The 15,418-nt window shown below is 70.9% G+C and carries 11 protein-coding genes and 2 pseudogenes; 5 read left to right on the top strand and 8 right to left on the bottom strand.

The window, feature by feature from the left end; translation table 11 throughout:
* Positions 1-121: 121 nt before the first annotated feature.
* The 4 genes from QIS99_RS07700 to QIS99_RS07685 form a co-directional block, all read right to left on the bottom strand.
* Positions 122-625 (bottom strand): ATP-binding protein, encoded by a 504-nt coding sequence (locus QIS99_RS07700; RefSeq protein ID WP_282511776.1) that lies wholly within the window; start codon positions 623-625, stop codon positions 122-124.
* A 297-nt stretch (positions 626-922) separates the two neighbouring features.
* On the bottom strand, positions 923-1,690 hold the full coding sequence (locus QIS99_RS07695) for an enoyl-CoA hydratase/isomerase family protein (protein ID WP_282511774.1): 768 nt from the start codon (positions 1,688-1,690) through the stop codon (positions 923-925).
* A gap of 66 nt (positions 1,691-1,756) precedes the next feature.
* Positions 1,757-2,995 (bottom strand): L,D-transpeptidase, encoded by a 1,239-nt coding sequence (locus QIS99_RS07690; protein ID WP_282511772.1) that lies wholly within the window; start codon positions 2,993-2,995, stop codon positions 1,757-1,759.
* Positions 2,996-3,151: 156 nt separating this feature from the next.
* Positions 3,152-4,351 carry a L,D-transpeptidase gene (locus QIS99_RS07685; protein WP_282511977.1) on the bottom strand — a complete coding sequence of 400 codons (1,200 nt, stop codon included), beginning with the start codon at positions 4,349-4,351 and terminating at the stop codon, positions 3,152-3,154.
* A gap of 252 nt (positions 4,352-4,603) precedes the next feature.
* On the opposite strand from QIS99_RS07685, the pseudogene QIS99_RS07680 reads away from it, so the two are divergent.
* A pseudogene (locus tag QIS99_RS07680) lies at positions 4,604-5,188 on the top strand (ABC transporter ATP-binding protein); the annotation flags it as partial.
* Between the two features lie 27 nt (positions 5,189-5,215).
* Here QIS99_RS07680 and QIS99_RS07675 read toward each other — a convergent pair.
* The 3 genes from QIS99_RS07675 to tnpA are packed head-to-tail and all read right to left on the bottom strand — an operon-like array spanning position 5,216 to position 6,851.
* Positions 5,216-5,446, bottom strand: a complete 231-nt coding sequence (locus QIS99_RS07675) for a transposase (RefSeq protein ID WP_282511770.1) — start codon at positions 5,444-5,446, stop codon at positions 5,216-5,218.
* Entirely contained in the window at positions 5,395-6,459 is a 1,065-nt protein-coding gene (locus QIS99_RS07670; protein WP_282511767.1) for an RNA-guided endonuclease InsQ/TnpB family protein, read from the bottom strand. Before QIS99_RS07670 ends, QIS99_RS07675 begins: the two co-directional genes overlap by 52 nt.
* On the bottom strand, positions 6,414-6,851 hold the full coding sequence (gene tnpA / locus QIS99_RS07665; protein ID WP_282511765.1) for an IS200/IS605 family transposase: 438 nt from the start codon (positions 6,849-6,851) through the stop codon (positions 6,414-6,416). The genes QIS99_RS07670 and tnpA overlap by 46 nt, the downstream gene beginning before the upstream one ends.
* Positions 6,852-7,048: 197 nt before the next feature.
* Here tnpA and QIS99_RS07660 point away from each other — a divergent pair.
* The 4 genes and pseudogenes from QIS99_RS07660 to QIS99_RS07645 all read left to right on the top strand — a co-directional run.
* Positions 7,049-7,210, top strand: a pseudogene (locus QIS99_RS07660) (response regulator transcription factor); the annotation flags it as partial.
* A gap of 333 nt (positions 7,211-7,543) precedes the next feature.
* Complete coding sequence (locus tag QIS99_RS07655) at positions 7,544-9,574, top strand: M4 family metallopeptidase (RefSeq protein WP_282511763.1); 2,031 nt, start codon at positions 7,544-7,546, stop codon at positions 9,572-9,574.
* A 334-nt stretch (positions 9,575-9,908) separates the two neighbouring features.
* Positions 9,909-11,498, top strand: a complete 1,590-nt coding sequence (locus QIS99_RS07650; protein WP_282511975.1) for a M4 family metallopeptidase — start codon at positions 9,909-9,911, stop codon at positions 11,496-11,498.
* 201 nt (positions 11,499-11,699) lie between these two features.
* Positions 11,700-13,082: a maltokinase N-terminal cap-like domain-containing protein gene (locus QIS99_RS07645; RefSeq protein WP_282511761.1), complete on the top strand. Its 1,383-nt coding sequence runs from the start codon at positions 11,700-11,702 to the stop codon at positions 13,080-13,082.
* Positions 13,083-13,098: 16 nt separating this feature from the next.
* Here the strand turns inward: QIS99_RS07645 and QIS99_RS07640 are convergent, their stop codons facing one another.
* Positions 13,099-15,363, bottom strand: a complete 2,265-nt coding sequence (locus QIS99_RS07640; RefSeq protein ID WP_282511973.1) for a HelD family protein — start codon at positions 15,361-15,363, stop codon at positions 13,099-13,101.
* Positions 15,364-15,418: the final 55 nt, after the last annotated feature.

The raw sequence follows: 15,418 nt of genomic DNA, 5'->3' as shown, positions 1-15,418 counted from the left end.
ACAGAAGCCCCCACGGCGCCGCAACACGGCGCGAGGGGGCTTCTGTGCGTACAGGGGCGCATCAAGCGCGTACGGGGTGCATTCAGTGCGTACGGGGTGCGTTCAGCGGGCAGAGGCGCGTTCAGCGCTCGGTGATGCGCATCTCGAACCATGTCGTCTTGCCGCGCGGGAGCAGGTCCACGCCCCAGCGGTCGGAGAGCTTGTCGACCAGCATCAGGCCGCGCCCGCTCGTGTCCATCGCCTGCACCGGCATCAGGCAGGGCAGCCCCCGCGAGGGGTCCCGCACCTCGACCCGGATCCAGCCGGGCCTGCGCCCCATCTTCAGGCCGAACACCCGGGCGCCGGTGTGCCGTACGGCGTTGCCGACCAGCTCCGAGACCAGCAGCACGACGACCTCCGCGACCTGCGGGGTGAGCCCCCACTTGCGGAGCACCACGACCTGCGCGAGCCGGCGCGCGGTACCCGCGGACTCCGGCCGGGACGGCAGCGGCACTTCCTCGTCCGTGGGGTTGCCGAACAACTCCAGGGCTTTCAGGGCCTGTTCGTCCTCCACGGCCGGGGTCCACCGCATGGCGGTCACAGCACCGTGCCGCCGCGGTCGTTCACTGCCCTCAAGCCCCGCCATGCACCCATCATGGCGGGCCGGAGCGCCTTCCGGGGCCGTTCCTGCGGAATACGCCCCCCGGAACCACCAATTCCAGGGGTACGCACCGGCATATGCCTAAGGCACACATGATGCCGGTACGACCCATCTGACCTGCATTGACCGGCAGTTGGCGGTCGTACGAACCCGTCAACGGACGCCCAGCGCTCAAGGCTGCCTCAAGGAACGGACAAGCCGGAGCCGCACCACTTCCATTCCCCCGAGAGTGTCAACTCCTCAGGAACGTGGAGCTGTTGATGCTCCAGGGGCGGAAGTGGCTCAGAGGAACTTGGCCTTGCCCGGGCCCTCCTCCACGAAGCTGCGCATGCCGCGCTCGCGGTCCTCGGTGGCGAACAGAGAGGCGAACCAGGTGCGTTCGACGGCGAGGCCGGTGTCGATGTCGGTCTCCAGGCCGGTGTCCACCGCTTCCTTCGCGGCGCGCAGCGCGAGCGCCGGGCCCTGGGCGAGCTTCGCGGCCCACGCCTGCGCCTGCTCGTACACCTCCGCGGCGGGCACGACGCGGTCCACCAGGCCGATCTCCCGGGCCTCTTCGGCCTTCACCATGCGGCCGGTGAAGATCAGGTCCTTGGCCTTGGAGGGGCCGACCAGGCGGGCCAGGCGCTGGGTGCCGCCCGCGCCCGGGATCAGGCCGAGCAGGATCTCCGGCTGGCCGAGCTTGGCGTTGTCGGCGGCGATCCGGTAGTCCGCGCAGAGCGCCAACTCGCAGCCGCCGCCCAGCGCGTAGCCGGTGACGGCGGCGACGACGGGCTTCGGGATCCGGGCGATGGCGGTGAAGGAGTCCTGCAGGGCACGGGAGCGCAGCACCATGGCCGCGTGGTCCATGTTCTGCATCTCCTTGATGTCCGCGCCGGCCGCGAACACCTTCTCGCCGCCGTAAAGGATCACGGCACGCACGTCGTCGCGGTCGGTCGCCTCCTGGGCGAGCTCCTTGAGCCGGTCCTGGGTGGCGATGTCGAGGGCGTTCATCGGGGGGCGGTCCAGGCGGATCGTGCCTACGCCTGCGGAGACTTCGAGATTCACGGTCATGGGAGGGAGGCTAACGGGCGTTCACCCGTGGGGGTCCGGGGCGTCGGCTCCGAACCCCCCAAAAAGCTACTTCTCCCACTCGTCCCAGTCGAGGTTCCAGGCGTTGAGGCCGTTCCACCACTGGATCTGCTTGTCCTTGGAGTTCTTCACGATGACCACGTCGCCGATCATGGACTGGTCGTAGAACCAGGCCGCGGGCGTCTTGCTGTCGCCGCCGCCGCGCTGGTCGCGCAGGCCGACGCAGCCGTGGCTGACGTTGGTGCTGCCGAACGTGGAGGGCGCCGTCCAGTAGTTGCCGTGGATGAAGGTGCCGGAGGTGGACAGGCGCATGGCGTGCGGCACGTCCTTGATGTCGTACTCGCCGCCGAAGCCGACCGTGTCGCCGTTCATCCGGGTCACCTTGTGCTTCTCGGTGATGACCATCTGGCCGTTGTACGTGGGAGTGGCCGGGGCGCCGGAGCTGATCGGGATGGTCTTGATGCGCTTGCCGTCGCGCTCGACCGTCATCTTCTTCGACTTGGCGTCGACGGTGGAGACCTGGCTGCGGCCGACGGTGAACGAGACGGTCTTGGCCTGCTTGCCGTAGACGTCGGGGCGGCCCTCGACGCCGTCGAGGTTGAGCTTCACGGTGACCTCGGTGCCCGGCTTCCAGTAGTTCTCCGGGCGGAAGTCGAGCCGGTCGTTGCCGTGCCACTTGTGGCGGATCTCGACCTTCGGCTCGGCCGTGACCTCGATGGCCTTCTCGACCGCCTCGGGGCTCGTGATGCCGCGGGTGAAGTTGACCGAGAACGGCATGCCCACCCCGACCTCGGAGCCGTCCTCGGGGGTGAAGTAGCCGATGAACGTGTTCTGCGGGGTGAGCGTCGTGAACGTGGTGTCCTTGGCGGACGCGCGGCCCGCGGAGTCCTTCGCCGTGGCGTGGACCGTGTACTTCGTGGCGGCGGCGAGGTGGTGGTCGGGCTTCCAGGCGGAGCCGTCGGCGGTGATCTCGCCCGGTATCTCGTTGCCCTTGGTGTCGGCGACCTCGACCTCGGTCAGCCTGCCGTCGTCGGCGGTTATCTTCAGGGCGCCGCTGGTGGCCACGGACTTCGCGCCGTCCTTGGGCGCGATCGTCACCACGGCCTTCGAGGGCTCGTTGGCCCTCGCCCGGCCCGCGCCGCCCTCCCCCTCGCCGCCCGCTCCCCCACAGGCGGTGACGGCGAACAGGGCCGCGGTCAGTACGGCGGTCAGGCCGGCCCGCGCCCGCCCGCTGCCCCGGCGCCCCCGCGCGCCCACCGATGCCCCCGATATCGGTCGCCCGTTCACGATGTGTCTCCCCTCGCCAGGCCCGAGCGGGCCCCGCACCCCTCGCGCAACTCGCGCACACCACAAGATTACCGGCACGACCTGCGACGACGACCTCTCCGGATTGTCACCGTTCGGTCCCAAGTGGGGGCGAGGGGCGGGGGCTTGCGGGAGGGGTCAGCCGTGCAGCGCCGAGCCCGCCTTCCACTTCTTCCAGTCCATGTTCCAGCCGCTCAGCCCGTTGTCCGGATCGACCTTCTCGTCCTTGGAGTTGACGACCTCCACCACGTCCCCGATCAGGCTCCGGTCGAAGAACCAGCCCGCCGGGGTGTCCGAGCTGCCGCCCTTGATGTCCCGCAGGCCCACGCAGCCGTGGCTGACGTTCTCGTTGCCGAACGTGGCGGCCGGAGTCCAGTAGTTGCCGTGCAGGAACGTGCCGGAGGTGGTGAGGCGGATGGCGTGCGGCACGTCCGGGATGTCGTACTCGCCCTTGCCGTCGCTGTCCGTGAAGCCGACCGTGGCGCCGTTCATCCGGGTCACGTCGAGCATCTGGGAGATCACCATCTTGCCGTTGTACGTGGTGTTCTTGCCGCCGCCCGCGGTGATCGGCAGGGTCGACAGGAGCTTGCCGTCCCGGCGTACCTCCATGGTGTGCTCGGCGGCGTCGACGCGGGAGACCTGGCTGCGGCCGACGGTGAAGCCGAACTGCTTCTGCTGCAGCCCGAACACGCCCTCCGCGCCCTCCACGTCGCGCAGGCCGAGGTCGACGGTGACCCGGGTGTCCGGCTGCCAGTAGTCCTCGGGGCGGAAGTCCAGGCGGGTCTTGCCGAACCAGTGCCCGGCGATCTTCACGGGCGGGTCCGCGGTCACCCGCACGGCGCGCTCGACGGCCTCGCGGTTCTCGATCTCCCGGTTGAACTCCAGGGAGACGATCATTCCGGTGCCGACGGTGGAGCGGTTCTCCGGCTTCACGTACGCGACGAACCGCTCGTCCGGTACGTACGTCGTGAACGTGACGTGCCGGGCGTGCCGCCGACCGTGGCCGTCGAGGGCGACCGCGTCCACCGTGTACTTGGCGGCGAGGGCGAGCCGCTGGTCCTTCGGCTCCCAGCTCAGGCCGTCCTCGGAGATCTCGCCCGGTACGGCGCTGTCCTGCGCGTCCTGGAACTTGACCACCTTGACGGACTCAAGCCGCCCGGCCGGGACCTCGACCTCCAGCTTCTGGTCGGCGCTGACGCTGCGCTCGCCGTGGCCGGGGCTGATCCGGATCGCGTCCTCGGCGGTGCCCTTGCCGAACATCGCGTCGAGCGAGCCGGTCCCACTGCCGGAGCAGCCGGTGAGGGCGGCGAGGAGGGCGGCGAGGCCCACCCATGTCAGTACGGCGGCCCTACGGGCCGGTGCGCGCCGGGCGCGTGTCGCAAGCTGTGTCACGCGTGTACAACGACGAGTGCGGTCCGGGGGAAACGTCACCGCACGGTCGTACCGCCCCGTCACACCGTCGTACCGCCCCGTCACACCGTCGTACCGCCCCGAGAACACCGTCGTACCGCCCCGTCAACCGATCGGCTGATCCCGGTTCGAGCGTGATGGCCGATGTTCCGGGGGCGGGCCGGCCGGGACGCTCGGGGTATGGCAGTCATCGAAGTGAGGGACCTGAGGAAGGTCTACGGGGGCAGGCCCGCCGTGGACGGGGTGTCGTTCGCCGTGGAGGAGGGGGAGATCTTCGGGGTGCTCGGCCCGAACGGCGCGGGCAAGACGACCACTGTCGAGTGCGTGGAGGGGCTGCGCGTCCCCGACGCCGGGTCCGTGCGCGTCGCCGGACTCGACCCGGTCGCGGACCACCGCGAAGTCACCCAGCTGCTCGGCGCCCAGCTGCAGGAGAGCGAGTTGCAGGCGAAGCTCACCGTGCGCGAGGCGCTTGAGCTGTACAGCGCGTTCTACGAGAAGCCGGCCGACTGGCGGCCGCTGGCCGAGCGGCTCGGGCTCGACGAGAAGCTGGGCGCCCGGTTCGGGAAGCTCAGCGGCGGCCAGAAGCAGCGGCTCTTCATCGCGCTCGCCCTGATCGGCGGGCCCCGCGTGGTCGTCCTCGACGAGTTGACCACGGGCCTCGACCCGCGGGCCCGCCGGGACACCTGGCAGCTGATCGAGGAGGTGCGGGCGAGTGGTGTGACCGTCCTGCTCGTCACACATTTCGTGACTCCTCCCCCCCGGATAAATCCGGGGGGCTTCTCCTGTCGGTGGCTAGGCCACGTCGGGAAGGACCAGCCCGGCCCTGAGTGCGACGTTCCAGGCGCCTACCCGGTCCGCGTGGTCGCGGTGGTCACAGGCGGTGCACTGGAACTTTTCGCCGTCGCGGTTCTCGCCGTCCACGTGCCCGCATTCGGGGCAGGTGCGGGAGGTGTTGCGGGGATCCACCGGGATTAGTACACGAGCGGCGCTTTCAGCCTTCTGCGCGAGGATGCCCAGGAACACCCCCCAACCCGAATGCTGCGGTTGAGCCCGGCCTTCGAGGCGGCACCGTTCGACAGGAACGTGCCGGGGATCTCGGGGTCGGGCTTCGGCTTGGGGGTGCGGACCATGTTCGCGATGTTCAGCCGCTCGTGTGCGATCTGGTCGTAGTCGCGGACCAGGGCAAGCGCGGTCTTGTGTGCGTGGTCGGTGCGCTGGCGCCGTACCTTGCGGTGCAGCGCGGCGACCTTCTCCACGGCCCGGCGGTGCTTTGCGGTGCGGTTCTCCCGCTTCCGGCGGCCAAACGCCTTGAGGGCCCGCTGAGCCTGGGCGAGGGCATCGGCGTTGCGCTTGCCATGCCGTGGATTGGCGACGTGTACACCCTCAGATGTGGTGAGGAAGTGCGTGACACCCATGTCGATGCCGGTGACCGCGTCCGTGGCCGGGAGTGGTTCGGCGAGGACGTTGTCGCAGGCGAGGACGACATACCACTGTCGGCCCTCACGCTTGATACTGACGGTCTTAACGCGACCCTTCACCGGTCGGTGCTGGTGCACGCGGACATTCCCGACGCCTTGCAGGCGCACGCGGGTGACGGGGTCGTGCGGGGTGGAGTCCCAGCGGCAGCCGTCGCCGTCCTTGGGGAAGTCCACGGTGTCGAACCAGTTGACGCCCCGGAAGCGGGGATAGCCGGGCTTTTCTCCGGCCTTCACGCGTCGGAAGAAGGCTTGGAACGCCTTGTCCAGGCGGCGCAACGTCGCCTGCTGCGAGCTGAACGACCAGCGGCCTTGCCGCTCGGGATCGAAGGCGCGAACGTCCTTGAGCTGCGCCGACTGCTGCCCGTACTTGATGCTCGCCTTCGAGGCGTGCCGCCAGGCGTCGCGGCGTTCCTGCAAGGCCCCGTTATAGAGGGAACAGTGATCCCGCAGCATCTCGCCGAGGGCCTGCGCCTGGCGGGTGGTGGGGCGAAGGAGGAACTTGTATGCGCGTATCACGCCTGTCCCTCCTTCTGCTTCTTCGTCCAGGGGCGTTCCCACTGGGTGTTGATGTACTTCTCCACCGTGTCGGCGCTGACCGCGCCGACCGAGGCGACGAAGAACGAAGAGGACCACAGGGTAGGCATCTGGCTCTTGAGATGCGGGAACTCCGAGCGGAGCACGCGGGAGGTGAAGCCCTTGAACTGGTTCGCCACGTAGGAGGCGGAAGCCTTCGGCTCGTGCTTGACGAACAGGTGCACGTGATCGGGCATCACCTCAAGAGCGATGATCTCCCAGCCCTTCTCTGCCGCCTTCTGCCGGATCAGCTCGTCCAGGCGGACCGCGACCCGGCCACCGAGCACGCGACGACGGTACTTGGGGCACCACACCACGTGGAGCCCCAAGTCATACACACCGCCGGAGTACCGGCGAACCTTCCTGGCCACGGCCATGACGATCACTATACACATGCCATGTATCTAGTTGGCTCGGGTCAACAGTGCAGACCCGTGGGCACAGTTGAGGTCAGAGCAGCCCTGAGAAGCGATTCCCCCCATGCCTAAAGGCACGGGTCCCCCCCCGCTAGCTATCGGATGGAGGAGGCGCAGCGCCTCTGCGACCGGATCGCGGTGATCGACCGGGGCCGGATGCCCTGGTCGCGAAGGGCACCCCGAACCGGGAGATCGCCGCGGAGCTGTTCATCAGCGAGGCCACGGTCAAGACGCATCTGACGCACATCTACGGCAAGTTGGGCGTGAAGGACCGTGCGGCGGCGGTGGCCACGGCGTACGACCGGGGGATTCTCGGCTGACGTGCCCGGCCGGGCAGGGGGCGGGTAGGGGGGGGCGGGTAGGGGAAGCTCTCGTGGCGCCACGTGCGCACGTCCGCATACCGAACATCCTCCACCGCCCAACGGACCATTTCCGGCCAACCTTGTGACGCGGTCCTGACACGTCACCGCTGCGCTGGCACGCTTCCCCTGCACCGAACGTGTCAGCACCCCCACGCTTCACGGCACTTCACCGCCGGCGCGTTCGTCGCGCACCCCCCACGTGCACCGTGCACTGCCTTGTTCTGCCCGGGCGGCCACCCACCGTCCGTTCCCGTCGGCCGCGCGATCCGCGGCCCGCAGAAGGAGTCAGCCGTGACACGCACCTCCCCACGCACCTCCCCCTTCGCCCGCCGCAGACGCACCGGCGCCGTCGGCGCGCTGCTCGCCACCGCCGCCCTGCTCTCCGTGGGCCTGCAGTCCGGGCCCGCCGCGGCCGCGGGCAAGGCCGACCCGGGCGCGCTGCCCGCCAAGCTCTCCCCGTCCGAGCGCGCCGAGCTGTTGCGCGAGGCGGACGCCGAAAAGGCCCGTACGGCCAAGGAGTTGGGACTCGGCGCGAAGGAGCGGCTCGTCGTCCGGGACGTCGTCCAGGACCGCGACGGCACCACCCACACCCGCTACGAGCGCACGTACGACTCACTCCCCGTCCTCGGCGGCGACCTGGTCGTGAGCAAGAGCGAGGCCGGCCGCACCGAGGCCGTGGCGAAGGCGAGCCGGGCCCGGCTGAGCGGTGTCGACACCCGGGCCGAGGTGACCGCGAAGGCCGCCGAACGCCAGGCCCTCGGGCTCGCGAAGGCCGACGGCTCGACGCGGACCGAGGCCCGGAAGGCGCCCCGCAAGGTCGTCTGGATGGGCCACGGCGGCAAGCCGGTGCTCGCGTACGAGACCGTCGTCGGCGGGCTGCAGAAGGACGGCACGCCGAACGAACTGCACGTCGTGACCGACGCCCGCACCGGAAAGAAGCTGTTCGAGCGGCAGGCCGTGCACAACGGCACCGGAAACACCCAGTACAGCGGTCAAGTCCCGCTCGGCACCGCGCAGTCGGGCAGCGGCTACACGCTCACCGACACGGGCCGCGGCGACCACCGCACGTACAACCTGAACCGCGGCACATGGGGCCAGGGCACCCTGTTCAGCGGGGCCGACGACACCTGGGGCGACGGCAGCCCGTCCCACGCGGAGACCGCGGCCGCCGACGCGCACTACGGGGCCGCGCTGACCTGGGACTACTACAAGAATGTGCACGGCAGGAGCGGCATCCGCGGGGACGGGGTCGGCGCGTACTCGCGCGTCCACTACGGCAACAACTACGTCAACGCCTTCTGGCAGGACAGCTGCTTCTGCATGACGTACGGCGACGGCGAGGGCAACGCCAAGCCGCTGACGTCCATCGACGTGGCCGCGCACGAGATGACCCACGGCGTCACCTCCCACACCGCGGGCCTGATCTACAGCGGCGAGTCCGGCGGCCTCAACGAAGCGACCAGCGACATCTTCGCGGCCGCCGTCGAGTTCCACGCGGCCAACTCCGAGGACGTGGGCGACTATCTCGTCGGCGAGAAGATCGACATCCGCGGCAACGGCACCCCGCTGCGCTACATGGACCGGCCGAGCCGGGACGGCGCGTCGAAGGACGCCTGGTACGCGGGCATCGGCAACATCGACGTGCACTACTCCTCGGGCCCGGCCAACCACTGGTTCTATCTGCTGTCCGAGGGCAGCGGGAAGAAGACCGTCAACGGCGTCGCGTACGACTCGCCGACCTCGGACGGGCTGCCCGTCACCGGCATCGGCCGCGAGAAGGCCGCGCTGATCTGGTTCAAGGCGCTGACGACCAAGTTCCACTCCCGCACGGACTACGCGGGTGCGCGCGCCGGGACTCTCGCGGTGGCCGGTGAGCTGTACGGCACGTCGAGCGCCGAGTACAAGGCGGTGCAGGACGCGTGGGCGGGCGTCAACGTGGGCGAGCGGTCCGGCGGCGGCACCCCGGGCGACGGCACGGTGTACGAGAACACCGCCGACGTGGCCATCCCGGACAACGGGCCGGCGGTCACGTCGTCCATCTCCGTGGCCGACCGGACGGGGAACGCGCCGGCCGGCCTGAAGGTGGGCGTGGACATCGCGCACACCTGGCGCGGCGACCTGGTGGTCGACCTGGTCGCGCCGGACGGGTCGGTGTACAGCCTGAAGCCGTACCAGTCCTCGGACTCGGCGGACGACGTGCGGACCACGTACACGGTGGACGCCTCCGGTGAACGGGCCGCCGGGACCTGGAAGTTGCGGGTGCAGGACCGGGCGGCGCGGGACACGGGCCAGATCAACGGCTGGAAGCTGACCTTCCCGTAAACGGCCCGTAGGGAACCCGGCCCATACGGAACCCGGCCCATACGGAACCCGGCCCGTACGGAACCCGGCCCGTACGGATCGGGGCAGACTGGGTGGCGTTGCGGCAACGTGCCGGGGACGCCACCCAGTTCGCATAACGGACAGCGCGCCACGAGTATTGGTCAAGATTCGGTCAACCTGGCGACACCCCCTGACATGTACGCGCCGCCAATGACACTCTCTCCCCGCACGGCACAGCCGCAACACGGCACCAGCACCAGGTACTTCCCCGTCCGGATGGGCCCAACGCCGCCCGGACACCCCCACATCCAGGGAGTAAAGAGTGTCGCCCCACATAACGCGCCACGTGTCCACCAGACGAGCCGCCACCGCCGCCGGCACGGCGATCGTCGCCGCCGCCCTGATCGGCGCCGGCCTCACCACCGCCTCGGCGGCGCCCACCGCCGAGAAGACCCCCGGCGCGTCGCCCACCAAGCTCTCCGCCTCGCAGCGCGCCGAGCTGCTGCGCGACGCGGACGCCGAAAAGGCCCGTACGGCGAAGGAGTTGGGCCTTTCCTCGGCCGAGAAGCTCGTCGTCCGCGACGTCGTCAAGGACCGCGACGGCAGCGTCCACACCCGCTACGAGCGCACGTACGACGGACTGCCCGTCCTCGGCGGCGACCTGGTCGTGCACGAGACCAAGTCCCGCAGGACGGAGGGCGTCACGAAGGCGCACGCCGGTGACCTGAAGGTCGACACCGCGCGCGCCAAGGCCGCGCCGAAGGGCGCCCGCGCCGTCGTCTGGGCGGCGAGCGGCACCCCGCGCCTCGCGTACGAGAAGGTCGTCAAGTCGACCAAGAAGGACGGCACCCCGAGCCGGCTGCACGTCGTCACGGACGCCCGCTCCGGCAAGAAGATCTTCCAGTGGGACGACATCCGCACCGGCGCCGGCCACACCCAGTACAGCGGCGACGTGGAGCTCGGCACCAAGCAGGAGTCCAGCGGCTTCTCGCTCACCGACACCGGGCGCGGCGACCACAAGACGTACGACCTCGGGGGCGGCACCTCGGGCCAGGGCACCCTGGTGGCCGGTGACGACGACGAGTGGGGCGACGGCACCCCCGCCAACAAGGAGACCGCGGCCGCCGACGCGCACTACGGCGCCGCGCTCACCTGGGACTACTACAAGAACGTGCACGGCCGCGACGGCATCAAGGGCGACGGCGTCGGCGCGTACTCCCGCGTCCACTACGGCAACAACTACGTCAACGCCTTCTGGGACGACAGTTGCTTCTGCATGACGTACGGCGACGGCGAGGGCAACGCCAAGCCGCTGACGTCCATCGACGTGGCCGCGCACGAGATGACCCACGGCGTCACCTCCCACACCGCAGGGCTGATCTACAGCGGCGAGTCCGGCGGTCTCAACGAGGCGACCTCCGACATCTTCGGCTCCGCCGTCGAGTTCTCCGCGAACAACAAGGAGGACGTCGGCGACTACCTGATCGGCGAGAAGATCGACATCCGCGGCGACGGCACCCCGCTGCGCTACATGGACAAGCCGAGCAAGGACGGCAAGTCCAAGGACAGCTGGTACAGGGGCATCGGCCAGATCGACGTCCACTACTCCTCGGGCGTCGCCAACCACTTCTTCTACCTGCTGTCCGAGGGCAGCGGCGCGAAGGAGATCAACGGCGTGAAGTACGACTCGCCGACCGCCGACGGCAAGCCCGTCACCGGCATCGGGCGGGACAAGGCCGAGAAGATCTGGTTCAAGGCCCTCACCACGTACATGACGTCCAACACCGACTACGCCAAGGCCCGCACGGCGACGCTCGACGCCGCCAAGGACCTGTACGGCGCGGACTCCGCCGAGTACAAGGGCGTGGACGCGGCCTGGGCGGGCGTGAACGTCAAGGCGGCCAAGGGCAAGAACAAGCACTGACCTTCGGTCCCCGATCTTCGGTCCCCGACCTTCGGGCGACCGGCGGTCAGCTCGCGGCGGGCGGCATCCGGAACTCCGGGCGCCGCCCGCCGTGGCGTGCGCGGACGGCCGTGACACGGGGCCAGGGCCCGGTTTCGGGGAGGGCCCGGAAAGGGAATATGCCGCGACGCGGAGCCCGCAACGGGAAGGGGACCGCGACGCATGTCGGAAACCGTGACGCGCTCACAGGCGGCCACCCGCCACCACCTCACCGGCGCCGCGCAGTTGGTGGACTCCCTCGCCCCGCTGCTGCGCGACTGGCTCCCGCGTCAGCGCTGGTTCGCGGGCAAGGGGCGGCCCGTCACCGGCTTCGCCCCGGTCGCGGTGACGGGCCTCCGGGCGGCCGCCGCGGAGCCCGGTCTGCTGCACCTCCTCGTCGACGCCCGGCAGCCCGGCCGGGACACGGACTGCTACCAACTCCTGCTCGGCGTACGGCGAACGGTCCCCCCGCATCTGTCGGACGCGCTCCTCGGCCGCCCCCGCAACGGCCCGCTCGCCGGGCTCGCCGTGTACGAGGCGCTGCACGACCCGCTGCTCGCCGGGCACCTGCTCGACCTGCTGCGCACGCCCGGGACGCAGGGCGCGCTGTCCTTCGAACGGCCCCCCGGACCGGCCGTCCCCGACGGTCTCGCGCCGCGCGTCCTCGACGTGGAGCAGACCAACTCCTCCCTCGTGTACGGCGATACGTACATCCTCAAGCTGTTCCGCCGTGTCGCCCCCGGCACCCACCCCGAGCTGGAGCTGTCCCGCGCCCTGGCCGGCGTGGACTGCCCGCGGGTGCCGACCCCGGTGGCCTGGGCGGGGGCGTGGCCGCCCGGTGCCGCCGAGCCGTACGTGCTCGGGCTCCTGCAGCCCTTCGTCGCGGGCGCGACGGACGGCTGGACCCTCGCGCTGCGCGCCCTCGCCGACGGCGCCCCCTTCACCCGCGAGGCCGCCGCGCTCGGCCGGGCCACCGCCGAGGTGCACCGCGCCCTGGCCCGCGCCCTGCCGACGGCCGCGCTCGCCCGGCCCCGGACCAAGGCCCTCGCCGCCGCCATGGCGGAACGCCTCGACGCCACCGCCCGCGCCGTGCCCGAGCTGCGCCCGTACGCCCCCGCCCTGGCCGCCGCGTACACCGCGCTCCGCGCGCTCGACGACACCCGGCGCACGGTCCAACGCGTCCACGGCGACCTGCACTTGGGGCAGTGCCTGTACGGGGCCGACCGCACCTGGCACGTGATCGACTTCGAGGGGGAACCGGCCCGCCCGCTCGCCGAGCGCCGCCGCCCGCACCCGGCCGTACGGGACGTGGCGGGCATGCTGCGCTCCTTCGACTACGCCGCGTACACCCACCGCGCGCCCGCGTGGGCGGCGGCCTGCCGGGAGGCGTACTGCGACGGCTACGCCGAGGCCGCCGGCCACGACCCGCGCGCCGAGGAGACCCTGCTGCGGGCGTACGAGACGGACAAGGCGGTCTACGAGGTCCTGTACGAGGCCCGGCACCGCCCGGACTGGCTGCCCGTGCCGATGTCGGCGGTGCGGCGCTTGGCGGGCGCTCGTCCGTAGGACACCTCGCCGTACGTCATACCGGCATGCTGCCACCCGCCACCGACAATCCGTCTTCGGGGAACGGCAGTTCGCGGCTGTGCAGCACACCCAGCCCCTGCGTCGCCCGGGTCAGCGCCACGTACAGATCGCTCGTCCGGAACTCCGCCGGCTCGACCACCAGAACCTTGTCGAACTCCAGGCCCTTGGACTGCCGCGCGTCGAGCAGCACCAGCTGGTGCGTGAGGTCGGGCGCCGCGCCCGCCGTGACCCCTTCGAGCACCTCGGCGAGCTCCGCGTGCAGTCCGCGCGGCGCGATCACCGCGAGCCGCCCCTCCTCCGGCAGCTCGCGCGCGACCGCCTCGGCCACGGCGCCAGGCAGATCGTCGGTGCGCCGCACCCACGGCCGTACGCCCGTCGACCGCACCGACCGCGGCGGCTCGAACTCCGGCGACTGTGCGCGCAGCACGTCCGCCGCGACGTCCATGATCTCGGCGGGCGTGCGGTAGTTGACGCCGAGCCGCACCAGCTCCCAGCGGTCCTCCACGTACGGCGAAAGGATGTCCGCCCACCGGCCGACCCCGGCCTCCGAACCCGTCTGCGCCGGGTCGCCGACCAGGGTCATCGAGCGGGTCGGGACGCGCCGCATGAGCAGCCGCCACGCCATCGGCGACAGCTCCTGCGCCTCGTCCACGATGATGTGGCCGAACGCCCAGGTCCGGTCGGCGGCGGCACGCTCGGCGGCCGTGCGGTGGTCGGCCTCCTCCTGGCGCTCCGCCATCCGCTCGGCGTCGATGATGTCGTGCGCGGAAAGGACCTCGGCCGCGTCCTCGTCCGCCTCCTCCTTGTCCTCGAACTCGTAGGTACGGGAGGAGTACGACATGTCGAGGACGCCCTGCGCGTACTCGATCTGCTGCTGCCGCTCGGCCTCCTTCGCGGCGCGCTCCGCCGAGTCGTCCACGCCGAGCAGCTCCGCCGCCTCGTCAAGCAGCGGCACGTCCGCCTCCGTCCAGGGGGCGCCCGGCGCACGCCTGATCGCCTCGGCGTCGGCGTCCGGCACGTACCCGCGCGGGTCCTCAAGGAACTCCGCGACCAGGCCCTGCGGGGAGAGCGGCGGCCACAGCGAGTCGATCGCGGCGTGCACCTCGGTGCTGGTGGCGATCTCCTTGCCGAGCTGCGCGACGTCATCGGGCCCGAGCAGGTTCGGCCCGCCGTACGGGTCGCCGCCGAGCCGGTCCACGAGCTGCTCGGTCAGCGCGTCGATCAGGGCGAACACGAAGTACGGCCGCGCCAGATTGTGCGGCAACCGCGTGTTCCGGGCCCGCGCGCGGGCGTCCTCGGCCATGGCGCGCTCCAGGTACAGCGTGCCGTAGTCGTCGTGGTCGATCTCCAGGGCCGGGTCGGGCACGGACTGCCGGTCGTGTACGAGTGCGGCCAGCGCGTCCGCCAGGTCCGCGCGCCCCTTCACGGCCGCGGCCGCCGGGGTGTCCGTGCCGGTGGCGTGCACGCCGGGGTACAGCTCACCGATGGTGGCGAGGAGTACGCCGGTCTCTCCGAGGGAGGGCAGCACCTCGCCGATGTAGCCGAGGAACGCCGGGTTCGGGCCGACGATCAGGACGGCCCGCTTGGCCAGCAACTCCCGCTCCGCGTACAGCAGATACGCGGCCCGGTGCAGCGCGACGGCGGTCTTGCCGGTGCCGGGCCCGCCCTCGACGACCATGACGCCGCGGTGCGGGGCGCGGATGATGCGGTCCTGCTCGGCCTGGATGGTCTGCACGATGTCGCCCATGCGGCCGGTGCGGGCCGCGTTCAGGGCGGCGAGCAGCACCGCGTCCGCGTTGTGGTCCTCGAAGCCGGTACGGGTCGGGTCGTCGAGGTCGAGGATCTCGTCGTGGAGTTCCGTGACCGTACGGCCCTCGGTGGCCAGATGGCGGCGGCGCCTGATTCCCATCGGGGTGTGCCCGGTGGCGAGATAAAAGGGGCGGGCGACGGGCGCGCGCCAGTCGATCAGGAGCGGGGTGCGCGCCTCGTCGTCGGCGCGGATTCCGATGCGCCCGATGTGGTGATGACCACCACCGGCCTTTTGGGCGTGGTCAATTCGCCCGAAACAGAGACCGGATTCGACACCGGCGAGTTCTGCGGCGCTGCGCGCCTGCTCGTCGGCGGTGATGTCCCGCTCCAGCTTCGCCTGCCTACCGTTGCCCAGCTGCGCCAACGCGAAGCGCGCGGCCGCCTCCCGCTCGGCCCGGAGCTCGTCGAGGCGGGTGTAGAGGCGGTCGACGCATTGCTGCTCGCGCTGCAGTTCGGCCTGCAGTTCGGCCTGCACTTCGCGGTGCAATGCAACGGAATCCCCGGTT

The organism is Streptomyces solicavernae (assembly GCF_029968095.1).
Classification (GTDB): domain Bacteria; phylum Actinomycetota; class Actinomycetes; order Streptomycetales; family Streptomycetaceae; genus Streptomyces; species Streptomyces solicavernae.
Note: the sequence above shows the minus strand (reverse complement) of the source record. Positions and strands in the feature narration are given on the sequence as shown.